We start from the raw sequence: 23,590 nt of genomic DNA, 5'->3' as shown, positions 1-23,590 counted from the left end.
CAGATTAAGGACGGCACCCGGTCCGTCTCCTCCTCCGGCGGTACGAACCCTCCCCAGGTCGTAGTACGGAGACACCCCTAGGGGTGGTCCACCGCCGGGTGGAGTCGTTCTCAGGGTCGGCTCCACCCTCCGGCCCAGAAAGGCTCCACCCTCCCGTCGCGTCAGGGTCAAGTCGCGCGGGCCGTGGGAAGCTGTCGTACCGGAGATAGGTGCAGGGGGCACGGGAGGGGGATCCGGTGGGGGGTACGACACCCGCGATACGCGGCGGCGCCACGACGGAGCAGCGCACCGGCAGGAGAGGCGCGGTCGTCGCCGCGCTGATGCTGTCGATGGCGCTGGCCGCGCTGGACGCCACGATCGTCTCCACCGCCGTACCGCAGATCGTCGGCGACCTCGGCGGGTTCTCCGTCTTCTCCTGGCTGTTCTCCGGCTATCTGCTTGCCGTCACCGTCACCCTGCCCGTCTACGGCAAGCTGTCCGACACCTTCGGCCGCAAGCCGGTCCTGGTCGCGGGCGCCGCCGTGTTCCTGCTGGGCTCGCTGCTGTGCGCCGGCGCGTGGAACATGGGGGCGCTGATCGCGTTCCGGGTCGTGCAGGGGCTGGGCGGCGGCGCGTTGCAGGGGACGGTGCAGACGCTGGCCGCCGACCTGTACCCGCTGGCGGAGCGCCCGAAGATCCAGGCCAGGCTGTCCACCGTGTGGGCGGTGTCGGCCGTGGCCGGGCCGGGCCTGGGCGGGGTGCTGGCCGCGTACGCCGACTGGCGCTGGATCTTCCTCGTCAACCTGCCGATCGGCGCGGCCGCGTTGTGGCTGATCGTCCGTCACCTGCACGAGCCCGAGCGGGAGACGGCCGCACGCGCGCGCGTGGACTGGGCGGGCGCGCTCGCGGTGTTCGCGTGCGGCGGGGTGCTGTTGACCGCGCTGGTGCAGGGCGGGGTGGCCTGGGCATGGCTGTCGGCGCCCTCGCTCGTGCTGTTCGGTGCGGGGTTCGCGCTGGTGGGTGTGGTGGTGTGGGTGGAGCGGCGGGCGGCGGAGCCGATCATCCCGGGGTGGGTGTGGCGGCGCCGGACGATCGCGGCCGTCAATCTGGCGTTCGGCGCGCTGGGGCTGCTGATGGTGGCGCCGTCGGTGTTCCTGCCGACGTACGCCCAGTCGGTGCTCGGACTCGGTCCGGCGGCCGCCGGTCTCGTGCTGTGTGTGTGGACGCTGACCTGGTCGGGGTCGGCGGCGCTCAGCCAGCATGTGTACCGGCGCATCGGCTTCCGTGACACGGCACTGCTCGGCATCGGCATGGGCGCGCTGGTCCTGCTCGCGTTCCCGTTCCTGCCGTATCCCGGGTCCTGGTGGCAGCCGATGCTGCTGATGCTGGCGCTGGGCGCCGTGCTGGGCCTGTTCCAGCTGCCGCTGATCATCGGGGTGCAGTCGACGGTGGGCTGGTCGGAGCGGGGGACGACGACCGCGTCGGTGCTGTTCTGCCGGCAGACCGGGCAGACCGTGGGCGCCTCCCTGTTCGGCGCCGTCGCCAACGGGGTGCTGGCGGCCAGGCTGGGCGGGGCGGGCGACCTGGAGTCCGTCACGCGCGCGTGGGACGGCGGTACGGCTCCGGAGGCGACGCGACGGGCGATCGCCGCGGCGGTGCACGCGGTGTACTTCGGCGCGGCCGGGGCCGCGGCGCTGGCCTTCCTGGTGCTGCTGGTGGTGGCGCCGCGGAAGTTCCCGGTGCGGCAGGAGTAGCCGCACGGGAGGCGACGCGGCCCTCCCAACCCCCTCGGTCAACGCGGGTAACACCCGAGGTCAGACCCGTTTTCGCCTAGTAAGCGCATACCGACCGTCCAGTTTGGCGAAAACCGCGCGCGCACCCAAACCGGCGAGTAACGTGCGTGATTCCGCTTTCCCCCACCCCCCACCTCCCTGCGGTCCGCCGCCACGGACCCGAGCCACGCAAGGAGCCCCGGGATGTCCTACGACCCGCCGCACCCCCCGTCGTACCTCACCTACCCCTGGCAGCCCCCGCCCCCCGAACCGCCCCGCCCACGCCGCACTCCGCCCCGCGAACCCCTCGGCCACCACAGCGACCTGCGCATCCTGCGCGGCGCCTACCGCTGGCAGCGCCGCACCGCCGCCCTCACCTCGCTCGGCTACTTCACCCTGTTCCTCGTCCTGTCCGCGTTCGCACCGGACGTCATGACGAGGACGGTCGTCGACGGCATCCCGGCCGGCCTGCTGCTCGCCCTCCTCCAACTCCCGGTCACCTGGCTGGCGATCGCCCTGTACGAGCACACCGCGCGCCGCCATGTCGACCCGCTCGCGGACCGCATCCGCAAGGAGGCCGAACTGGACGCACGGCGAGGAGCGGCCCGATGACCGCCGGCGCCGCCCCGGACCTCTCCGGCTTCACCGGCTTCAGCAGCTCCGCCCAGACCATGTCACTGGTCGCCTTCTCCGCCGTCGCCACCCTCACCCTGCTGCTGTGCGTGATGGCCGGCCCCGACCGCGACGACCTCGACGAGTTCTACACCGGCTACGGCTCCCTGTCCCCGCTGCGCAACGGCCTGGCCATAGCGGGCGACTACATCTCCGCCGCCACCGTCCTGGGCACCGGCGGGGTGATCGCCCTGTGCGGCTACGACGGTGTCGTGCTCGCCCTCAGCACGGCGCTGTCGCTGATGCTGCTGATGTTCCTGCTCGCCGAACCGCTGCGCAACGCGGGCCGGTTCACCATGGGTGACGCGCTGGCCCGCCGGATGCCGGGCCGCTCGGTGCGGATCACCGCCTGCGCGGTGACGATCGCCTCGCTGCTGCCGCTGATGCTGGTCCAACTCGCCGGCACCGGGCAGCTGATGGCGTTCATCCTCGGCTTCTCGAACGAGTCGCTGAAGACCGGCTGCGTCGTCGGACTCGGCGCGCTGATGATCAGTTACGCGGCGATCGGCGGCATGAAGGGCACCGCTCTCATCCAGATCCTGAAGATCGTGATGCTGGTCGGATCGGGCGCCGTGGTCGCCGTACTGATCCTGCGCCGCTTCGACTGGGACCCGGGCGCCCTGTTCGGCGCCGCGGCGCAGCGGAGCGGGGCCGGGCCGGCCTTCCTGCACTCCGGGCTCGAGTTCGCCGGGCACCCGGGCGCCCGCCTGGACATGATCACCTCGGAGCTGACCATCGTGCTCGGCGGCGCCTGCCTGCCGCACATCACCATGCGCATGTACACCGCCTCCAGCGCCCGCCAGGTGCGCCGCTCACTGTCCTGGGCGGTGTCGATCGTGGCGCTGTTCGTGCTGGTCATCACGGTCATCGGGTTCGGCGCCACGGCCCTCGTCGGCAGCGGCGCGATCGCTGCGGCCGACCCGCAGGGCAACACGGCCTACCTGCTGGGCTCGCGGGCGGCGTTCGGCGCCGACGTGTCGACGGCGGAGACCTTCCTTTTCACCACGGTCACCACGGCGATCTTCCTGACCCTGCTCGCCTCGGTGGCCGGGATGATCCTCGCCTGCGCCAACTCCCTCGCCCACGACGTGTTCGCCGCCCGGGTCCAGGAGATGCCGGCCCGCAGGGAGATGACCCTGGCCCGGCTGTCCGCGCTCGCCATAGGAGTCCCGACGATCCTGCTGGCCACCATGGTGCAGAAGTACAGCCTGCAGCCCCTGATCACCCTCTCCTTCTGCCTGGGTGCCTCCGCCCTCGCGCCCGCCCTGGTCTACGGCCTCTTCTGGCGCCGCTACACCCGCAGCGGGCTGATGGGCACGCTGCTCGGGGGCTCGCTGACCGTGCTGCTGCTCATGCCGGGCACCAACCTCGTCTCCGGCTCGCCCGTCTCGGCCTTCCCGCACGCCGACTTCAACTGGTTCCCGTTCACCACGACCGGCATCGTCTCCATCCCGGCCGGCTTCTTCTTCGGCTGGCTCGGCACGGTCGTCTCGGGCCGCCGGAAAGCGGAGGAACAGCGGCGCCAGTACGAGGCCGTGGAGGGATGGATCCTCGCCGGGGCGGTACGCAGAGGCGGTTGACGACGTCCGCGCGGGGGGCGCTACTCCAGGGTCGCCCGGCCCGTCAGCGAGATGAGGCTGCTGCGCACGTAGTCCATGTGCGCCTGGACGTCGTCCCAGGTCTCGCTGTGCTCGCGCAGCACCCGCTCGGTGTCCAGGGCGATGCGCTCCTCGCGCGCGTGCGCCTCGGCGACGATGTCCGCGGCCCGCGCGCACGCCTCGTCCTGGCAGCGGCGCGCGGACTCCTCGGCCTCACCGAGGGCGCGTTCCGCCTCGGACAGGGCGGCCTCGGCGCGGGTGATCCGCTCGGCGTCGTCGGCCTCAAGCGCGGCCGCCCGCTCGGCGTCCTCGCGTTCCGTGGCCTCCCACCGCTCGGCCAGCTCCCGGGACTGCTCGGCGAGCATGCCGGCGGTGCGCTGCCGTACCTCCCGCAGCGCGGCGAGCGCCTCCCCACGCGCTTCCTTCACTTCGAGCCGGGCGCCGACGCGCAGGTCGTCGGCCTCCGCGCGCGCCGCGAGCAGACACCGGCGGGCGCGCTCATCGGCGTCCGCGCGGAGCGCGTCCGCCGCTTCCTGCGTCTGCTGACACAGGTCGAGGGCTTCCGCTTCGGCCCGCGCGACCTGCTCGTGCGCTTCGCGCCGTGCACGGTCGCGGACGTCCGCCTCCTCCTGCAACGCGAGCTGGTAGAGGCGCTGCGCCTGCTCCCCGAGGGTCTCGTAGGTCTGGGGAGCGAGCTGCGCGACCGCCTCACGCAGCCGCGCGGCCTCCGCACCCATGTCCTTGGCGAGCACGGTCAGCCGCGCGGCGCGCTCCCACGCGGCGTCCCGGTCCAGCGACAGCGCCTCCATGAACGCGTCGACCTGATCGGGGCGGTAGGCGCGCCCCCGGACGGTCGGGAAGCCGTGCGGCGTCATCGATGCGCTGCTCACCCTGGGAACCCCTCTCCACCGGACATACACGACAGGACGACGTGGCGCACATCTTGATGGATCGGGCGTAAGCAGGCATAACGCGACACTCCGCAGACATGTCACGGTCGAAATCCCGCGGCATGTCGCACGTCTCGATCCGCGTGTCTGTCCGAGGGCGCGGGGCGGGGCGTCCAGAGCACGTCCTCCTCCAGGGTGACGATCATGCTGCGGACGGGCGCGAGCTGCTGGAGGTGCGCCGCGTCGGCGACGGTCGCGCTTGCCTCGGGTGAGGCGAACGCGGCACGCAGATCGTCAAGCGAGTCCCACTCCAGCGACGCGACCAGGTAGTACGGCTCACCGCCGCGGACGGGGGCGAGGTCGCGGCCGACCGTGTAGCGGCGCAGGCCGGGCAGGCGGCGGGCGAGCGGGATGTGGACCTCCCGGTAGTGCCGCTCGAACGCCTCCGGGTCGGCCGGCCTCTCGTACAGGGCGAGGAAGCGGACCGTCATCGCGCCGCCCTCCGGTACCGCGTGAGGACGGCGGCGCCGACCCGTTCGGCCGACAGGCACTCGAGGTCGGCGGGCGGACTCCCGGCGGGGAACAGCCGCCGCCCCTCGCCCAGGACGACCGGGAAGGCCATCAGCCGGTACTCGTCGACCAGGTCGGCGGCCCTCAGCGCGTGGACGACCGCCAGGCTCCCGGCGACGACCAGGTCCCGCCGCTCGGCCCGTACGGCCTCCAGCAGATCGCCCTCCACGAGGCGCGAGTTGGACCACGCGGACACGTCGGTCGCCGTGCGGGAGGCGACCAGCTTCGGCACGGCGTTCATCCGCGCGGCGAACTGGTCGTCCCGCCCGGGCCACAGCCCTGCGAACAGCTTCCAGGTGGTACGGCCCAGCAGCAGGACCCCCTCGTCCAGGACGCGGCCGAGGCGGAACTTGTCCCCGGCGACCGCCTCGGGGCCGTACCGGAACATCCAGCCGCCGTAGGCGGTGCCCGTGGACCCGTCCGGGTCGGACACGATCCCGTCCAGGGTGATGAACTCGATGACGATCACGCTCACGGCGCTTGTCCCTTCGCTCGGGTGCTTCACCGGTACGTACCGGCGCCACCCACGGGACTCATCGCTCCGAAGGGAACTGCTCCCAAAAAAGCTACGGTGCGAACGCGGCCAGCACGCGCGGGTCGGCGAACACCACGTTGCGCGCGACCCGGCCGCCGGTGACCGTCAGGACCTGCACGGTGTGCAGCACATGGCCACCCTCGGGCGCCGGCGCGTACGCCGCGAACGCCGGTTGCCCGTTGGCCGCCACCCGCCGCACCCGCCAGCCCGTGCCGCGCAGCGCGAACACCCGCTCCATGAACCGGCCGTAGTCCCGGCCGCCCCGGTACCACAGCGGCACCGGCGGCATCTCCAGGACCGCGTCCTCGGTGAGCAGCCGCACCAGCGCCGGCACATCGGCGGCCTCGAAGGCGCGCACATACCGCTGCACCACCGCCCGCACCTCGGGATCGTCCGGCTCGGTGACCTCACCCGCCCCACCGGCGCCCGCGACCGCGGCGCGCGCCCGCTGCAGTGCGCTGTTCACGGCGGCCACGGACGTCTCCAGCTGGCCCGCAACCTCGGCGGCGGAGAACTCCAGCACCTCGCGCAGCACCAGGACGGCCCGCTGCCGGGGCGGCAGCAGTTGCAGCGCGGCCACCAGCGCGAGCCGGAGATCCGCGCGCACCTCCACGTCGAACCGGGCCTCGGGGAACGGCTCCAGCCAGGGGATGTCGAGCGCCGGGGTGAGCGGCGCACCCGGATCCTCGCTCGGTGCCCCGAGCCCCGACGGCAGCGGACGGCGGGCGCGGCCCTCAAGGGCGGTCAGGCAGGCGTTGGTCGCGATCCGGTACAGCCAGGTCCGCACCGAGGCGCGCGCGGGGTCGTACCGGTCCCGGGCCTTCCAGGCTCGCAACATCGTCTCCTGCGTGACGTCCTCGGCCTCGTGGAACGAGCCCAGCATGCGGTAGCAGTACGCCACCAGCTCAGCCCGGAACGGCTCCAATTCCACCCGCCCATCATGCCCTTCACGCGCGCGCGTGAAGGGCATGATGCGATCGGACTCCTCAGGCCCCCTCAGACACGGACTACAGCAGCCCGTCCCACATCTGCTCCAGCAGCACCGACCACCAGCTCTCCGGCGAACCGAGCGCCGCCGGGTCCAGGGAGGCCAGCTGGGCCTGGAAGTCGACGGTCCAGCGGCCCGCCTGCTCCTGGTTCAGCCCGAACCTGAGCCGCCACATCCGGCCCAGCAGCGCCAGACAGCGCGCGAACTCCGGCAACCCGGTGTTCACGAACTGCGGCGGCACCGGCGCACCGCCCGGACCCGCCTCCACGGGCACCGCGACGATGTTCGCCGTCCCGTACTGCACACAGATCGCCCGGCCGAAGTCCGTGCCCATCACCAGGTACGAGCCCGCGTCCGAGGCCGGCTGCACCCCGCGCTCGGCCGCCAGCTCCGCCAGCGTCGGCACCGGACGGCCCGGCTGGGCCTGCGCCCAGAAGAACGGGGCCATGTCCGTGGGCAGCCCGGCCACCACCAGCGTGTGCGCCACGATCGGCGGCACACCCTGCCGCGACACCGCCTGCTGCTCGAACCGGAAGACCCCCGGCCCGAACGCCGCCGCCAGCTCCTGCGCGATGCCCTCCGGCGGGACGGGCTGCACGGCCTGCACCGGCGGCAGCGGCGCCCGCACCGGCGCCGGCCGCGCAGGACCGTCCGCCACCTGGTGCAGCTCGCCCTGGTGCGCCAGCAACTGCTGCATGCCCTGCTGCCGGCTCGCGTGGTCCGTGCCGTACGGCGCGATGCTCGTGATCCGCGCCTGCGGCCACTGCTCGCGGATCATCCGCGCGCAGTACGCACCCGGCAGCTCGCACGACTCCAGCTCCGTGTGCAGCTCCAGCACCTGGTCCGGCGGCACGTTCATCGCCCGCAACTCGTGGAAGATCTGCCACTCCGGGTGCGGCGTACCCGGCGCCGAACGCCGGATCAGCTGCTGCTCCGAACCGTCCTGCGCGCGGTAGCGCAGGACGGCCTGATAGCCCGGGCCCACCGTCGGCTGCCCCTGCTGCGGGTAGCCGTACGCCGGAGGCTGCCCCGGCACGGGCCCGCCCGGCGGCGGCATCGCACCCGGCGGCATCGGCTGCGGGGCACCCGGGACGCCGGGCGGCATACCGGGAGCGCCCGGCGCGCCGAGTGCGCCGAGTGCGCCGGGGGCGGGCGGCGGCGGGGGCGCGCCCGGGCCACCCACGGGAGGCGCGGCCAGCACGGTCTCCGCGTGGTGCACAGCGCCACGCCCGCCTCCGGAAGCACCGGGGGCGCCCGGCGCGCCGGGCATGCCCGGGGCACCCGGAGGCTGCTGCGCGCCAGGGGCGCCGGGGGGCTGCGGTGCGCCGGGGGCCGGAGGCATGCCCGGGGCGCCCGGTGCCGCGGGAGCGCCGGGCGGGTGCGGCATGCCCGGGGCACCCGGAGGCTGCGGGGCACCCGGAGGCTGCGGGGCGCCCGGAGGCTGCGGCGCACCTCCGCCCATCTGATTCGGGTCGGCCAGCATCGTGGCCGCGTGGTGCACGTTGCCCGGAGGCGTGCCACCGGGAACGCCCGGCGCACCAGGCGGGTTGGGGGCGCCCGGCGCACCCGGAGCACCCGGGGCACCCTGCACCTCAGGCCCCTCGGGACCGAGCGCCGACACCAGCTGCGTCGGCACGTACCCGCCCGCAGGCGCGCCCGGAGCACCGGGCACGGGCGGCGGAGGCGTGCTCCCCGGGCGTGCGCCCGGCGTACCCGGAGCGCCCGGCGGCGGAGGCGGCGTGCCCAGTCCACCGCGTGCCTTGCGCGGCGGCGGTGCGGCCTTGCTCGTCGCGGCGTCCGCGATGTCCCCGGCGTGCGGCGCGAGCGGACGCCCCGGGGCGCCGGGGCCCGCCGGAGGCTGCGGCGCGTTCGGGACGGCGCCCGGCGTCTGCGGATACCCGTACCCGGGAGCACCCTGCGGACCACTGGGAGCACCCGGCGCGCCCGGGCCCTGCGGGTAGCCGTACTGCGAGGCGCCCGGAGCCGGCGGCGGAGGCGTGCTGCCCTGCGGAGCACCAGGCGCACCCGGCGCACCAGGCGCGACAGGCGGCGCGGGCGGAGTGCCCGGTGCCGCCGGGGAGTAGGCGGGCGCGCCCGGCGGGGGCGTGCCCTGGGCCGCCGGTCCCTGCGGATAGCCGTACGGCTGCGCGCCCGGAGGCGGCGGAGGCGTGCTGTTCTGCGGCGCGCCCGGCACACCGGGAGCAGCGGGCGCCCCGGGCACACCAGGTGCGCCCGGCGCCTGCGCCATGCCAGGCGCTCCCGGCGTCTGCGCGAAGCCGGGCGCCCCCGGAGCACCACCCGGAGCGGGCGCACCGTCCTGCGCTCCCGGCGGGAAGTTCTGCGCTCCCGGCGCGTTCGAACCGTCGAGCGCCGGCGCGACCGCCGTCGGCGGCAGCTGGCTGCCCCCCGACATCAGCGCCGTCTTCGCGTCCGGCGCCACCGCCGGCGGCCGCGAAGGCTCGACGTCCGCATCGCTCAACGGCGGCGCGAACACCGTCGCGGGCAACGGCACCGAACGGTCCTCACCCGCTTCCGCGTTGGTGTCCGTACCGGCCCACGGCGTGGCCCCGTCAGGCACCTCCGCCGCACCCGGCACCCCCGGCGCCCCACCGGGCGCACCCACGCCCGGCGCACCGGCACCGGCACCGGCCGCCCCGGCAGCCGACCACGACGCACCGCTCCCGGACCCGCCGGCCGTACCCGCACCGTCGGTTCCGGCCCGCGCGTCGGCAGCCGCAGGCACCCCGGCCTGCGTCTCGGCAAGCGCCCCGCCCCCGACCGAACCGCCACCCACAGAACCGGACCCGGCACCAAAACCGGCACCGGAACCGGCCGCAGCCGCGGCGCCCGCGTCCTGCGCCGACCCCGCCCGACGATCCGGAATCCCCAGCTTGTCCGCCGCCTCCTGCAACCACTCCGGCGGACTCAGCAGGAACGACGTCTGGTTCAGGTCCACCCGGGCAGCCGCCGGCGCCGGCACCGCGTCCTCGACCTCGGCGCGGCCGTACTCCTCCTCGTACCGGCGGATCACCTCACCCACCGGCAACGCCGGCCACAGCGTCGCCTCGCCACTGTCCCGGGCGATCACCAGCCGCTGCGCGCCCGCGTCCGAACGCGGGCCCTCCGCACGGTCCTCGCCCCACACCACGAAGCCCAGCTCGAACTCCCGCACCCGCACCTCACGATGCTGGTACGCGGGAACGTCACCGTTGATCCACTCCTCGGCGCGCTCCTGCGCCTGTGCGAACGTCACCATCGCGAAGCTCACTCCCCCGCCGAAGAGACCGGAACGGCATGCGCGAAACCGCCGTCCACCATCAGGTTCGCCACCGTCTCCAACTCCGGCGGATTGCCCGCCAGCCGCGACAGGAAGGCGTCGAAGTCGTCACCGCACAGCAGCAACAGGCGCTCCACCCGCTCCGCCGGGGACCACGACGGATCCACGTCCCGCGCATCGTCGTACGCGCAGAACCACACCGAACCGACCCGCTCGCCCTTCACCTTCACCGCGAGCAGACCACCCTGCACGAAACCGACGCCCAGGTAATCCTTCGTCAGATGGTCACGCAGGCACTTGTTGACGTACACGAGGTCATTGACCGCCGCCTCGTCCCGCACCGTGAAGAACGGCTGATCCAGCAGCAGCCCCAGCTCGGCGTCCAGCGCAGCACCCACCGGCGCGGCACCGCCCGCCGCCTTCAGAAACGAACGGTAGGCACCCGGCAGACGGTAGCCCAGGTCCTCCTCCACGCCCTGAACCTGCGACTCCGTCACCGCCACACCCGACTTCGACAGCCCGAAGTGCACCGGACGCGTCTCCTGCAACGGCCGCGTACCACGCTTGCCCTGGTCCACCCGCGCCGTCGCCACGCCACCGTGATGCCGCAGCAACGCCTTCACCTCGACCGGAACCAGCTCCAGCCGCCGCGAACCCACCACGTGGTGCCACGTCCAGCCGTGCGGCGTCGCCACCGCCGGCACCGTGTCCCACAACTCGTGCCCCGACGCCGCCAGAGCCGCGTTCGCCGACACGTAGTCCGTCAGCCGCAACTCGTCGACGCCGAAACCCTCCGGCGGATCGGCGATCTGAGCCGCCGCGCGCGCGTACGGTGAAAAATCCGGGTAACCGCGCTCGTCGATGCGTACCCCTCTCGGGTGACGTGCCGCCCGGACCGGATCCGGGAAGTGCACGACCTGCCCGGCATAGGCCGCGTTCGGCGGCGCGGCTTGCTGCCCGAGCCGACCTGTCGTCATGGCGGTTGCCCCCTGCGGCGTTCTCTCTGGCCTGAACGGCGGTGTCGATCGCGGATGCCGACAGCCTATGCGGTACTCGAACCCCGGTCACCGGCGCTCCACCCCACTCCTGCACTTCCCACCTCCCCTTTCGTGACCAGCCGTCACCCTGTCGTGACAGCCCGCCCAAACCCGGGCGTGTCGCGCCGCCCCAGCTTCCGCACCAGCCACGGCATTTGGCACTCTGTGTCCTTCGGGGGGATGCCCGGGGAGGGGATGACGATCATGAATACCTTGCAGACCGGAGGTAACGACGTGCGGGCCGGAGACCCTCGCATCGGCTGGAGCGGCACCGACACACCCCCCGCCCCCACCCTTCTGCACCGCCGCGACGGCATCCTCCCCACCGTCGCCGCCGCCCTCTCCGTACGCGGCTCCACCCTCACCGGCACCGCCGCCCGCGGCGACCAGCCCCCGCCCCTCCACCCCCTCGTCCAGGACTTCCTGGACACCCTCACCAGCACCCAACGCGACCGCTTCACCGGCCGCTGCGCCGAAACCATCCTCATCTCCCGGCACATCGCCGCCGCCGACGCCACCCGCAGCAAACGTGCCGCCCGCAAACCCATGACCAACGGCGAAGCCCGCAAATCCCTCAGGCAGGCCAAACTCACCGCCCGCCGTATACGCGAGGACGGCGACCCCCTCCACGGGAGCTTCGCCACCCCCTGCCGCGCCTGCGCCGCCCTCAGCGCCCACTTCGGCGTCCGCATCGTCGACCCGACCACCACCGGCAGCTGACACCCCGGCCCGCCCCGACACCGACCAGAACCACCCAGCCGGCACGAGTCAGCACGAGCCGGCACGACGATCGAAGGGCCGATGCACCCCGACCGCACCTCGTCCACCCGCTTCCCCGTACCCGTCGACGCCGCCCTGCGCGCCGCCGGCTGGCAACCCGGACGCTGGGACATAAAGCAGGCCGAGATCTGGGCCGACACCCTGCGCGAGCACACCTCACCCGCCGGACACCGGCACACCGTCTTCCCGGCCGCCGTCGAAGCCTGGGCCGAATTCGGCGGGCTCCACATCAAACCCGGCGGCCCCGGCCGCCAGGTCGCCCCCGCCACCCTCCACCTCGACCCGCTGCACGGCCTCCACCACGCCCGCACCCTCGGCGACCTCGGCCGCGCCCTCGGCACCGAGGTCAGCCCCCTCGGCGAGGAAGCCGACACCGCAGCCCTCCTCGCCATCGACAGCGAAGGCCGCGTCTACACCCTCGACCACACCGGCGACTGGTACGTCGGCCCCGACATCGACCACGCCCTGTCCACCCTCGTCGCCGGCACCGAACCCGTACGCCTCACCATCGCCTGACGCACCCCGCACCCCGGGCTACGCACCCGGGCTACGCCGCCGGAATCACCGCCGACACCCGAAAACCCCCGGCATCCGTCGGCCCCGAAACAAACACACCACCCAGGGCGACGACCCGCTCCCGCATCCCCACCAGGCCATTGCCACCCGACGGCAACCGCGCCGCCGACGCCGACCCGGGCTCCGGCGGCTCGTTCTCCACCTGCATCGCGATCTCCGCCCCCCGATGCGCCAGCCGCACATACGTCTTCGCGCCCGCCGCATGCTTGTGGACGTTCGTCAACGCCTCCTGCACCACCCGGTACGCCGTCTGCTCGACCTCCGCCGCATACACCCGCACCTCCCCCTCGACCGAGAGATCCACCACCATCCCGGCCGCCGCCGACTGCCCGACCAGCTCCTCCAGCTCCTCCAGACACGGCCCGTCCCCGGCCGCCTCCTCGGCAACCGCCTCCGACACCGCCTCCGCAGCCGCCACCCCCACCGCGGCGGGCGGCACCGACGCCGCACGCCGCTCCGCGCCGTCACCGGCCCGCAGCACCCCGAGCATCTCCCGCAACTCCGTCAACGCCTGCCGGCCCATGTCCCCCACCAGCGCCGCGTTCCGCACGGCCTTCTCGGGATCCTTCCGCGCAACCGCCTGCAACGCCGCCGCATGCACCACCATCAGACTCACCCGATGCGCGACCACGTCATGCATCTCCCGAGCGATCCGCGTCCGCTCCTCGTTACGCGCCCACTCGGCCCGCTCCTCCGCCCGCTCCGCGAGCAATTGAAGCTCCCGCTCCAGACTGTCCGCCCGCTCCCGCAGACTCTCCATCAACCGGCGGCGCGCACCCACGTACAACCCGAGCAGCACCGGCGGAGCCGTCAGCCCCAGAGACGTCGTGATCGAAGCGAACGGCACGAACCAGTCACCCAGGGTCAGATCACCCCGCGCCATGTCCTGCCGCACCCGCACGAACGTCACGATCATCGTGCCCAGCAGCGACATCCCCGCCAGCGCCACGATGATCCGCCGCGGCAACTCGGCCGCGGCCAGCGTGTACAGGCCGACGATGCCCATCAGGAAACCCATCTGGGCCGGCGTGATCGCGATCGCGACCAGCACCACGGCGATCGGCCACTTCCTGCGCACCAGCAGAACCGAACCGGCGATCAAACCGAAAACGATCCCCACCGACACCGGGATCCCCGCATCGCGCGCGAACGGAATCCCCTCCGCACCGCACTCCACGGCGGACACCAGCGCGAGACTCCCGTCGAGCACCGCACTGCGCCGCCTCGCCCACCACCATGGGCCGGTCAGGGCCCTGGCATGCTCTTCCCCCGTCGCGGTCATGCCTCCAGCCTACGGGCGGGGGCTACGGCATTTCCGGTGACTTTCGCCCACCGGCGCGGAGCGCACTCCGCAATCGAATGACCTCGAAACCCGCTGGTATCCCTCGAACTACTGAACGTCACCCGTTCACACCCGGGAGCGAACATTCCGCCCGGACGGTATGCGTATGACACGTGCATCCGGCAAGAGCGGCAAATACGAGGACTTCGAAGGATTGCGGGAGCGAGCGGTCGCGTTGCGGCGCGAGGGGCTCAGCCTCCGGCAGATCCGGGACGAGCTGAAGATCTTCAACAACGACATCCTCAACCAACTGGTGAAGGGGGAGCCCCCACCGGAGTGGACGAAACGCCCGAGGGCCAAGGACGACCTGCGGGAGAGGGCCCGGGAGCTGCGGCTGCAGGGGTGGACTTACGACCAGATCCAGGCCGAGTTGGGGTGCTCGAAGAGTTCCATCTCCCTCTGGGTGCGGGATCTGCCGAAGCCGGAGCGCAGGCGGAGCCCGGAGGAAGCGGCAGCCATCGCCCGGAAGGGCTGGGAAGAGAAGCTGCGCATCCGGGACGAAGAACGCCGACAAACCAAGGAGAAAGCCCGGCAGGCCATCGGCGACCTGTCGGCCCGCGAGCTTTTCCTGGTGGGCGTCGGGCTCTACTGGGCCGAAGGCGGCAAGGACAAGCCGTACGACCGCCGAGAGAACATCGCCTTCGTCAACAGCGACCCGGGGATGATCGAGGTGTTCCTCGCATGGCTCGACCTTCTCGGCGTCGAGCGGGAGCGCGTCCGGTACACCGTCATGATCCATGAAACCGCCGACGTACCAGGCGCCGAAAAGTACTGGGCCGGCCTCGTCGGCGCCGACCGCTCCGCCTTCAACAGGACGACCCTCAAGAAGCACAACCCCAAGACGGTCCGCAAGAACACCGGCGACAACTATCGCGGCTGCCTCGTGATCAAAGTCCTGAAAGGTGCCGACTTGTACCGTCGCATCGAAGGGTCTTGGTGCGGCATAGTGGAGGCCGCACGCGAAGCCGATCAATCAAATCGGACATAGCGCGCAACCCATCCCGGATCGTCTAAGGGTAGGACAAACGGTTTTGGTCCGTTGAATGAGGGTTCGAATCCTTCTCCGGGAGCCCACAGCACACAAATCCTAGGTTCGGGTCCTGACTGGTAAACCACCGCCAGGGCCCACTCTCATATCCCCCCAACCCCACCCCGGTATCCTTCGGCTGTCACCCCCACCCATCCAGAGCCGAAGGGCAACCCCGTGAGCGCCATTCGCCCGGCAGCCGTCGTCGTTCTCGCAGCGGGTGAGGGCACCCGTATGAAGTCGGCCACACCGAAGGTCCTGCACCAGATCTGCGGCCGTTCCCTGGTGGGCCATGTGCTGGCCGCCGCCCGCGAGTTGGACCCCGCGAACCTGGTGGTCGTCGTGGGCCACGCCCGTGAGCAGGTCACCGCGCACCTGACCGAGATCGATCCCGGCGTGCGGACGGCTGTGCAGGCGGAGCAGAACGGCACGGGGCACGCCGTACGCATGGGGCTCGAAGAGCTGGGCGGGGGTGTCGACGGGACCGTCGTGGTCGTGTGCGGGGACACCCCGCTGCTCACCGCCGACACGCTGCAGCAGCTCGCCGCGACCCATCACGCCGACGGCAACGCCGTGACCGTGCTGACCGCCGAGGTCCCGGACGCGACCGGTTACGGCCGTATCGTCCGCGACGACGCGAGCGGTGCCGTGACCGCGATCGTGGAGCACAAGGACGCCAGCGACGCCCAGCGGGCGATCCGGGAGATCAACAGCGGGGTGTTCGCCTTCGACGGGCAGTTGCTCTCGGACGCGCTGAAGAAGGTGCGGACGGACAACAGTCAGGGTGAGGAGTACCTGACGGACGTGCTCGGGATTCTGCGGGAGGCCGGGCATCGGGTGGGGGCGTCGGTCGCCGCCGATCACCGGGAGATCGCCGGTATCAACAACCGTGTCCAGCTCGCCGAGGCCCGTCGCATTCTCAACGACCGGCTGCTGACTCGCGCGATGCTCGACGGCGTGACTGTCGTGGACCCGGCCACCACCTGGGTCGACGTGACCGTGACCTTCGAGCAGGACGCTGTCGTCCATCCGAACACGCAGCTCACCGGTTCGACGCATCTCGGTGAGGGCGCGGAGGTGGGGCCGAACAGCCGGCTGAAGGACACCCGGGTGGGTGCGGGGGCCCGTGTGGACAACACGGTGTCGGACGGTGCGCGGATCGGTGAGCAGGCGTCCGTGGGGCCGTACGCGTATCTGCGGCCGGGTACTCGTCTCGGTCTCAAGGCCAAGATCGGTACGTACGTGGAGACGAAGAACTCTTCCATCGGTGAGGGGACGAAGGTTCCGCATCTGTCGTACGTCGGTGATGCGACGATCGGTGACTTCACGAACATCGGTGCCGCGAGCGTGTTCGTGAACTACGACGGTGAGAGCAAGCACCACACGACCGTCGGGTCGCACTGCAAGACGGGTTCGGACAACATGTTTGTGGCTCCTGTCACGGTCGGGGACGGTGCTTACACCGCCGCCGGGTCCGTGATCACGAAGGACGTGCCGCCCGGTTCGCTGGCCGTGGCCCGTGGTCAGCAGCGGAATATCGAGGGTTGGGTGGCCCGGAAGCGTCCTGGGAGTGCTGCCGCGAAGGCGGCCGAGGCCGCGACCCGGAAGGGCGAGGGCGAGGGCTGACCGGAAACGGGTGCGCCAAACACGGCGTACCGTGATAAGTGCACATCCGCACGAGCGCATACCCGCTGCTGAGACACCTCTGAGGAGATAGTGCTGTGACCGGGATCAAGACGACCGGCGAGAAGAAGTTGATGTTCTTCTCCGGCCGCGCCCACCCCGAGCTTGCCGAGGAGGTCGCCCAGCAGCTGGGTGTCGGGGTCGTCCCGACGAAGGCCTTCGACTTCGCCAATGGCGAGATCTACGTCCGTTACCAGGAGTCGGCTCGTGGTGCGGACTGCTTCCTGATCCAGAGCCACACGGCTCCGATCAACAAGTGGATCATGGAGCAGCTGATCATGATCGACGCGCTGAAGCGTGCGTCGGCGCGGTCCATCACGGTCATCGTGCCGTTCTACGGTTACGCGCGGCAGGACAAGAAGCACCGGGGTCGTGAACCGATCTCGGCGCGTCTGGTCGCGGATCTGATGAAGACGGCCGGTGCCGACCGGATCCTGACGATGGATCTGCACACGGACCAGATCCAGGGCTTCTTCGACGGGCCGGTGGACCATCTGTTCGCGCTTCCGCTGCTGGCGGACTATGTGGGCGAGAAGGTGGACCGGGACAAGCTGACGGTGGTGTCTCCGGACGCGGGTCGCGTGCGGGTGGCGGACCGTTGGTGTGACCGGCTGGGTGCGCCGCTGGCGATCGTGCACAAGCGGCGTGACAAGGACGTGGCGAACCAGGTGACCGTCCACGAGGTCGTGGGTGAGGTCAAGGGCCGGGTCTGTGTGCTGGTGGACGACATGATCGACACCGGTGGCACGATCTGTGCGGCTGCGGATGCGCTGTTCGCGCACGGTGCGGAGGACGTCATCGTGACGGCGACGCACGGTGTGCTGTCGGGTCCGGCGGCGGACCGGCTGAAGAACTCGCGGGTGAGTGAGTTCGTGTTCACGAACACGCTGCCGACGCCGGCGGAGCTGGGCCGGGATCTGGACAAGATCACGGTGCTGTCGATCGCTCCGACGATCGCGAGCGCGGTGCGTGAGGTGTTCGAGGACGGGTCTGTGACCAGCCTCTTCGACGAGCAGTGAGGTTTCTGCGGGCCCGCCTGGTGGGCTAGCTGAAGATCCTTTTGGGTACGGCCTTCCTGCCGAGTAGACTGCTGCAGTTGCTCGGCGAGGGAGGCCGTACCTGTTTCATACGGGTATCGGCTGTCCGTTATCGACGCGCTCTTCGTAGCAGGCCGTTCGTGGCCGGGTGACCCTGTCCGTTCGCGATTCCTACGAGGAGTGATCAACATGTCCGAGGTGAAGCTCGCCGCCCAGACGCGCACCGAGTTCGGCAAGGGTGCCGCCCGCCGTATCCGCCGTGACAGCAAGGTTCCCGGTGTCCTGTACGGCCACGGCTCGGACCCGCTGCACCTGACCCTGCCGGGCCACGACCTGCTGCTGGCGCTGCGTACGCCGAACGTCCTGATCTCCCTGGACATCGACGGCAAGACCAACGAGCTGGCGATCCCGAAGTCCGTGCAGCGTGACCCGCTGAAGGGCTTCCTGGAGCACGTCGACCTGCTGCTGGTCAAGCGTGGCGAGAAGGTCACGGTCGAGGTTCCGGTCCACGCCGAGGGTGAGCTGGCCGCCGGCGGCAACCTGCTCGAGCACGTTCTGAACGCCCTGCCGGTCGAGGCCGAGGCCACCCACATCCCCGAGGCGCTGACCGTCTCCGTCGAGGGCCTGGAGGCCGGTGCCTCCGTCCTCGCCAAGGACGTCAAGCTGCCCTCCGGTGTGACCCTGGCCGTCGACGAGGACGCGGTCGTGCTGCAGGTCCTGCAGGCGCAGGTCGAGGAGGCCGTCGAGGGCGAGGCCGCCGAGGGCGAAGAGGCCGCGGAGGCCTGACCGGCGGTTCGGCCGTAACAGGGCTGGGGCGCGTTTCGCAGGCGCCCGGTGCTGCAGGCTGTGCCCACCGCCCTGCGGAACGATTGCCCACAGCGGTAGCTGTACGCTCCAGCCGCTGCTTCCCTTGGGGGAGCAGCGGCTGTTGCACGTGAGGAGACATGGACGTGACCACCCCCGCCAACGCCCCCTGGCTCATCGTGGGCCTCGGTAATCCTGGGCCCGAGTACGCCATGAATCGGCACAACGTCGGGTTCATGGTGGCGGATCTGCTCGCGGAGCGGATCGGGGGGAAGTTCAAGCGTGCGGGCAAGGCGCAGGCGCAGGTGCTGGAGGGGCGGATCGGTCCGATGGGGCCGGCGAACCGGCGGGTGATCCTGGCCAAGCCGATGTCGTTCATGAACCTGTCCGGCGGTCCGGTGAACGCGCTGCGGGACTTCTACAAGGTGCCGGTGGCGAACATCGTCGCGGTGCATGACGAGTTGGACATCGACTACGGCACGCTGCGGCTGAAGCTGGGCGGTGGCGACAACGGGCACAACGGTCTGAAGTCGATGACGAAGGCGATGGGGGCGGACTACCACCGGGTGCGGTTCGGGATCGGCCGGCCGCCGGGGCGGATGCAGGTGGCGGACTTCGTGCTGAAGGACTTCTCGTCGGCGGAGCGCAAGGAGCTGGACTACTTCGTGGACCGTGCGGCGGACGCGGTGGAGTGTCTGGTGATCGAGGGTCTGGAGCGGGCGCAGGGCGCGTACAACTCCTGACTTGTCCGGCCATGCCGCCCGCCGGAGTTGACCGGTCGTGGGCGCATGGCCAATGATCCCGGCCATGCCTGCCACAGCCGCCACCGCTCGCCAGGCCTCCGTGACCGCGCTGCGGTTCGGGCGGGTCGCCACGATGGGTGTGCTCGCCGCGCTGATCCTGTTCACCGGGGTGTGGGGTTCCTGGGGGACCGCACAGCACGTGATGCTGACGAAGGGGCGCGAGCGCGGCACGATCAGGGTGACGAGCTGCAGCGGGGACACGTGCTGGGGCCCGTTCACGCCGGCGTCCGAGGGGGCGCGGGCGCGGTCGAGCGTGGAGATCGCGCATTCGGTCGCGGTGCGCAAGGGGCTGACGTACACCGTGGTGGTGAAGCCGGGGACCGACGAGGTGGTGCGGTCGGGGCCGGCGGGGATCCTGTACGCCTGGATTCCGCTGGGCGGTGCGTTGCTGCTGGCGTCGGTGGTCGTGGCGGGCGGTATGCGGCTGACGCGGTCGGCGTGGGTGCTGGCGGGGTCGGGGATCGCGCTGCTGACGGGTGCTTTTCTCGTGACCCTCTGATGTCGCGCCCGTCCGATTTCACGCCCGTCTGATTTCGTGACCCGCTGCTTCGTGACCCGCCGAGGGGTTGGGGCGTTCTTCACGTCTGTGGGGGGTCTGTTTGTTGCCTGTTCGTGCTTGACCGTCTGTCAGGCGGGGACGGAAGCTGAGCCGCCCCCTCCACATCTTCCCCGTTCGCCACTCGAAGATGGACCCTGCCCATGCGTACCCTCATCCGCACCGGCGCGCTGACCGCCGGTGTCGCGGCGGCGCTCGTGTGCGCCCCCGCTGCCCACGCGAGTGCCCCTGGTGACAACGGCACTGTAAAGATCCACGACGCCAAGACCGGCGAGGAGCTGCGCCGCAACGAGCCGCACGTGTGCACCTTCTACCTGGACGCCTTCGGTTTCGACCAGGTGCAGCAGGTGGACTGGCACATCGAGGCCTGGGCGCCGACGGCTGCGACGAAGGGCGCGACGGTGAAGTCGGGCGCCCTCACGCTGGACGCGGACGGTCACGGCCGTAGCGAGGACCTGTCGCTGCCGGACGGTCACTACAAGCTGTTCTGGAACTTCGAGGGCGAGAAGGGCGCGGCCAAGCACAAGGTGTTCTGGACGGACTGCGCCGGCTCGCAGGGCGGCGGGGGCGGTACGGCGACTCCGTCCGGTTCGGCGTCGCCGTCCTCGTCGTCCGGTACGGCGACGGGCGGGTCCGGGTCCCCGTCCGGAAGCCCGTCGCAGGCCGGGGCGTCGGGCTCGTCGTCGGCCCCGTCCTCCGCGCCGTCCGCCCAGGGCGGCGGTGACCTCGCCGAGACCGGTAACGGTGCCCCGGTGGGCCTGCTGTCGGCCGTCGCGGCCGCGCTGGTCGGTGCGGGTGGCGGTCTGGTGGCCTGGCGCCGCAGGGCCCGGCAGGGCTGAGGCGGCTGGACGCACGGGTGCCCCCGAGGTCGTACGGACCTCGGGGGCAACTTCGTTGTGCGCCGGCGGTCAGCCGGTGTTGCGCAGTCCCGCTGCCACGCCGTTGACGGTGAGGAGCAGGGCGCGGGAGAGCAGCGGGTCGGGCTCGGCGCCGGCGGCCGCGGCGTCGCGCTGGCGCTTGAGCAGGGTGACCTGGAGGTAGGAGATCGGGTCCAGGTAGGCGTCGCGGATGGTGAAGGTCTGCCGGAGGGCGGGCTGGGCGTCGAGGAGTTCCTTCTCGCCGGTGACGCGCAGCACCTCGCGGACGGTCAGCTCGTGTTCGGCCTTGATGGTGTCGAAGACGTGCTTGAGCTCGTCGGGGACGAGGGTGTCGACGTAGTGCTGGGCGATCCGCAGGTCCGTCTTGGCGAGGGTCATCTCGACGTTGGACATGAAGTTCTGGAAGAAGTGCCACTGCCCGTGCATCTCGTCGAGCACGGAGTCCAGGCCGGCCTCGCGCAGGGCCTTGAGGCCGGAGCCGACGCCGAACCAGCCGGGGACGATCTGCCGGGACTGGGTCCAGCCGAACACCCAGGGGATGGCGCGCAGGCCGTCGAGCGAGACGCCCGAGCCGGGGCGGCGGGAGGGCCGCGAGCCCAGGTGCAGGTCGGCGAGCTGGTCGACCGGCGTGGAGGCGAGGAAGTACGTCGGCAGGTCGGGGTCCTCGACGAGCCTGCGGTAGGCGGCGTGGGCGGCGTCGGAGACGACGTCCATGGCCGCGTCCCAGCGGGCGAGGGCCTCGTCGGACTGGCGGGGGGCGGTGTGCAGGGCGGAGGCCTGGAGGGTGGCCGCGACCGTCAGTTCGAGGTTCTCCCGGGCCAGGGACGGGATGAGGTACTTGTCGGAGATGACCTCGCCCTGCTCGGTGACCTTGATCTCGCCCTCCAGGGTGCCCCAGGGCTGGGCGAGGATGGCGTCGTGGGAGGGGCCGCCACCGCGGCCGACGGTGCCGCCGCGGCCGTGGAAGAGGCGCAGCCGCACGCCGTAGCGGTGCGCGACGTCGCGCAGTCGGCGCTGCGCCCGGTGGATCTCCCACTGGCTGGTGGTGATGCCGCCGAACTTGGAGGAGTCGGAGTAGCCGAGCATGACCTCCTGGACGTCGCCGCGCAGCGCGACCAGGCGCCGGTAGGACGGGTCGGAGAGCATGTCCTCCAGGATGGAGTCGGCGGCGCGCAGCTCGTCGGTGGTCTCCAGGAGCGGGACGATGCCGATCTTCGCCCAGCCGGCGTGCAGGTCGAGGAGGCCGGCCTCGCGGGCGAGGACGGCGGCGGCGAAGACGTCGTCGGCGCCCTGGCACATGGAGATGATGTAGGACTCGATGACCTCGGGTCCGAAGACCTCCAGGGCGCGCTTGACGGTCTCGAAGACGCCGAGGGTCTTGGCGCCGGCCGCGTCGACGGGGGCCGGGGTGGGGGCCAGCGGCCTGCGGGAGCGCAGTTCCTTGGCGAGGAGCCTGGCCCGGTAGTCGCGGGGCATGTCGGCGTAGCGCCAGGACTCCTCGCCGAGGCGGTCGAAGAGCTGGCCGAGGGCGTGGTGGTGGGCGTCCGCGTGTTCGCGTACGTCCATGGTGGCGAGCTGGAGGCCGAAGGCGGCCAGGGTGCGGATGGTGCGGCTCATCCGGCCGTCGGCGAACAGCGCGCCGCGGTGCTCGCGCAGGGAGGTCTGGATGAGCCGGAGGTCGGTCAGCAGTTCGCCGGTGCCGAGGTAGTCGCGGCCCGCCTCGTGCGGGGTGCCCTTGGCGAGGCGCTGCTTGGTGTTCTCCAGCTTCTGCCGGATGCAGGTGGCCTTGAGCCGGTAGGGCTCCTCGGCGTTGAGGCGCTTGTAGCGGGGGCTGATCTCGGGGAGCACCTCCAGGTCCTGCTGGAGGGACTCCAGGAGCTCCTCGGTGGCGCCGGTGTAGCGGATGGAGTTGGAGAGCAGGCCGCGCAGCTCGTCGATCATCTCCAGGGCGTCGTTGATGCCGTGCTCGTGCTGGAGGATGAGGACGTCCCAGGTGACCTGGGGGGTGACGTTGGGGTTGCCGTCGCGGTCGCCGCCGATCCAGGTGCCGAAGGTGAGCGGGCGGGTGTCGTCGGGGAGCTTGACGCCGACGCGCTCCAGTTCCGCCGTCAGGTCCTCCAGGACGTCGCCGACGGCCTCGGCGTGCAGCTCGTCGAGGTAGTAGATGGCGTTGCGGGCCTCGTCGGCGGGCTCGGGGCGCACCACGCGCAGTTCGTCGGTCTGCCAGACGAGGTCGATGTTCTCGGCGAGGCGGACGTCGTGGCGGCGGCGGTCGGAGTCGAGGACGGGGGCGTCCAGGAGCGCGGCGATGCGCCGGAGCTTGTTGAGGACCGAACGGCGCGCGGCCTCGGTGGGGTGTGCCGTGAACACCGGACGAACGTTGAGGTGCTCGACGCTCTGCCTGATGTGCTCGGGGTCGGCGTCCTTGAGGCGGTCGGCGGTGCGGGCGAGGAGGCCGCCCTCGGCGGCGCGGCGGGCGCGCAGCTCGCGGCCGCGGTGCACCTGTTCGGTGACGTTGGCCAGGTGGAAGTAGGTGGAGAAGGCGCGGACCAGCTTGGCGGCGGTCTGCAGTTCGGTGCCGCGCAGCAGCTCGGCAGCGGCCTCGCCGTCCTCGCGGGTGAGGCGGCGGACCTTTTCGACCAGGTCGAGGAGTTCGGGGCCTTCCTGGCGTACGAGGGTCTCGCCCAGGAGGTCGCCCAGCCGCCTGATGTCGGCGCGCAGCTCGGTGCTGGTCGTGGTGGTCTGGTCGTCGGCACTGCTCACAGGTGCGGCTCCTTGCAGTGTTG

The 23,590-nt window shown here is 71.6% G+C and carries 20 protein-coding genes and 1 tRNA gene; 13 read left to right on the top strand and 8 right to left on the bottom strand.

Annotated elements, in window-relative coordinates; genetic code table 11:
- Window positions 1-236 precede the first annotated feature (236 nt).
- The 3 genes from ACFY3C_RS35210 (at window position 237) to ACFY3C_RS35200 (ending at window position 4,003) form a co-directional block, all read left to right on the top strand.
- Window positions 237-1,733 carry an MFS transporter gene (locus ACFY3C_RS35210; RefSeq protein WP_386573207.1) on the top strand — a complete coding sequence of 499 codons (1,497 nt, stop codon included), beginning with the start codon at window positions 237-239 and terminating at the stop codon, window positions 1,731-1,733.
- 222 nt (window positions 1,734-1,955) lie between these two features.
- A complete protein-coding gene (locus ACFY3C_RS35205) occupies window positions 1,956-2,363 on the top strand; it encodes a DUF485 domain-containing protein (RefSeq protein ID WP_386573208.1) in 408 nt (135 codons plus the stop codon).
- Window positions 2,360-4,003, top strand: a complete 1,644-nt coding sequence (locus ACFY3C_RS35200; protein ID WP_386573210.1) for a cation acetate symporter — start codon at window positions 2,360-2,362, stop codon at window positions 4,001-4,003. The genes ACFY3C_RS35205 and ACFY3C_RS35200 overlap by 4 nt, the downstream gene beginning before the upstream one ends.
- 20 nt (window positions 4,004-4,023) lie before the next feature.
- Here the strand turns inward: ACFY3C_RS35200 and ACFY3C_RS35195 are convergent, their stop codons facing one another.
- The 6 genes from ACFY3C_RS35195 to ACFY3C_RS35170 all read right to left on the bottom strand — a co-directional run bounded on the left by ACFY3C_RS35195 (window position 4,024) and on the right by ACFY3C_RS35170 (window position 11,258).
- Window positions 4,024-4,911, bottom strand: coding sequence for a cellulose-binding protein (locus ACFY3C_RS35195; protein WP_390773686.1), 888 nt, complete (start codon window positions 4,909-4,911; stop codon window positions 4,024-4,026).
- A 101-nt stretch (window positions 4,912-5,012) separates the two neighbouring features.
- On the bottom strand, window positions 5,013-5,402 hold the full coding sequence (locus ACFY3C_RS35190; protein WP_390773685.1) for an EthD family reductase: 390 nt from the start codon (window positions 5,400-5,402) through the stop codon (window positions 5,013-5,015).
- Complete coding sequence (locus ACFY3C_RS35185) at window positions 5,399-5,956, bottom strand: dihydrofolate reductase family protein (protein WP_390773684.1); 558 nt, start codon at window positions 5,954-5,956, stop codon at window positions 5,399-5,401. The genes ACFY3C_RS35190 and ACFY3C_RS35185 overlap by 4 nt, the downstream gene beginning before the upstream one ends.
- 91 nt (window positions 5,957-6,047) lie before the next feature.
- Window positions 6,048-6,986, bottom strand: coding sequence for an RNA polymerase subunit sigma-70 (locus ACFY3C_RS35180; RefSeq protein ID WP_386573215.1), 939 nt, complete (start codon window positions 6,984-6,986; stop codon window positions 6,048-6,050).
- A 37-nt stretch (window positions 6,987-7,023) separates the two neighbouring features.
- On the bottom strand, window positions 7,024-10,260 hold the full coding sequence (locus ACFY3C_RS35175) for an SUKH-4 family immunity protein (protein WP_390773683.1): 3,237 nt from the start codon (window positions 10,258-10,260) through the stop codon (window positions 7,024-7,026).
- 8 nt (window positions 10,261-10,268) lie between these two features.
- On the bottom strand, window positions 10,269-11,258 hold the full coding sequence (locus ACFY3C_RS35170) for an SMI1/KNR4 family protein (RefSeq protein ID WP_390773682.1): 990 nt from the start codon (window positions 11,256-11,258) through the stop codon (window positions 10,269-10,271).
- A 255-nt stretch (window positions 11,259-11,513) separates the two neighbouring features.
- Here ACFY3C_RS35170 and ACFY3C_RS35165 point away from each other — a divergent pair, with 255 nt between their 5' ends.
- The gene (locus ACFY3C_RS35165) at window positions 11,514-12,038 is read left to right on the top strand and encodes a YwqJ-related putative deaminase (protein WP_390773681.1); all 525 of its coding nucleotides are present in this window, start codon (window positions 11,514-11,516) and stop codon (window positions 12,036-12,038) included.
- An 81-nt stretch (window positions 12,039-12,119) separates the two neighbouring features.
- The gene (locus ACFY3C_RS35160) at window positions 12,120-12,614 is read left to right on the top strand and encodes an SUKH-3 domain-containing protein (RefSeq protein ID WP_390773680.1); all 495 of its coding nucleotides are present in this window, start codon (window positions 12,120-12,122) and stop codon (window positions 12,612-12,614) included.
- 31 nt (window positions 12,615-12,645) lie between these two features.
- Here the strand turns inward: ACFY3C_RS35160 and ACFY3C_RS35155 are convergent, their stop codons facing one another.
- A complete protein-coding gene (locus tag ACFY3C_RS35155; protein WP_386573220.1) occupies window positions 12,646-13,956 on the bottom strand; it encodes a sensor histidine kinase in 1,311 nt (436 codons plus the stop codon).
- A gap of 160 nt (window positions 13,957-14,116) precedes the next feature.
- On the opposite strand from ACFY3C_RS35155, the gene ACFY3C_RS35150 reads away from it, so the two are divergent.
- From ACFY3C_RS35150 to ACFY3C_RS35115, 8 genes are all read left to right on the top strand, one after another.
- Entirely contained in the window at window positions 14,117-15,004 is an 888-nt protein-coding gene (locus ACFY3C_RS35150; protein WP_390773679.1) for a hypothetical protein, read from the top strand.
- Window positions 15,005-15,015: 11 nt separating this feature from the next.
- A tRNA-Gln gene (locus ACFY3C_RS35145) sits at window positions 15,016-15,086 on the top strand.
- Window positions 15,087-15,220: 134 nt separating this feature from the next.
- A complete protein-coding gene (gene glmU, locus ACFY3C_RS35140) occupies window positions 15,221-16,669 on the top strand; it encodes a bifunctional UDP-N-acetylglucosamine diphosphorylase/glucosamine-1-phosphate N-acetyltransferase GlmU (RefSeq protein ID WP_390773678.1) in 1,449 nt (482 codons plus the stop codon).
- A gap of 95 nt (window positions 16,670-16,764) precedes the next feature.
- Entirely contained in the window at window positions 16,765-17,745 is a 981-nt protein-coding gene (locus tag ACFY3C_RS35135; protein WP_386573224.1) for a ribose-phosphate diphosphokinase, read from the top strand.
- A 207-nt stretch (window positions 17,746-17,952) separates the two neighbouring features.
- Window positions 17,953-18,549, top strand: coding sequence for a 50S ribosomal protein L25/general stress protein Ctc (locus ACFY3C_RS35130; RefSeq protein ID WP_390773677.1), 597 nt, complete (start codon window positions 17,953-17,955; stop codon window positions 18,547-18,549).
- A gap of 158 nt (window positions 18,550-18,707) precedes the next feature.
- Complete coding sequence (gene pth / locus ACFY3C_RS35125; RefSeq protein WP_386573226.1) at window positions 18,708-19,310, top strand: aminoacyl-tRNA hydrolase; 603 nt, start codon at window positions 18,708-18,710, stop codon at window positions 19,308-19,310.
- 52 nt (window positions 19,311-19,362) lie between these two features.
- Window positions 19,363-19,869, top strand: a complete 507-nt coding sequence (locus ACFY3C_RS35120) for a hypothetical protein (protein ID WP_390773718.1) — start codon at window positions 19,363-19,365, stop codon at window positions 19,867-19,869.
- Window positions 19,870-20,069: 200 nt separating this feature from the next.
- A complete protein-coding gene (locus ACFY3C_RS35115; RefSeq protein ID WP_390773676.1) occupies window positions 20,070-20,765 on the top strand; it encodes an LPXTG cell wall anchor domain-containing protein in 696 nt (231 codons plus the stop codon).
- 69 nt (window positions 20,766-20,834) lie between these two features.
- On the opposite strand, the gene ppc is transcribed toward ACFY3C_RS35115, so the two are convergent.
- Entirely contained in the window at window positions 20,835-23,567 is a 2,733-nt protein-coding gene (gene ppc, locus ACFY3C_RS35110; protein ID WP_390773675.1) for a phosphoenolpyruvate carboxylase, read from the bottom strand.
- Window positions 23,568-23,590: the final 23 nt, after the last annotated feature.

The sequence above is a fragment of the Streptomyces sp. NPDC001410 genome (assembly GCF_042895235.1).
Taxonomy (GTDB): domain Bacteria; phylum Actinomycetota; class Actinomycetes; order Streptomycetales; family Streptomycetaceae; genus Streptomyces.
The sequence above is the reverse complement of the archived record's forward strand: the minus strand, read 5'-3'. Positions and strand labels throughout refer to the sequence as shown.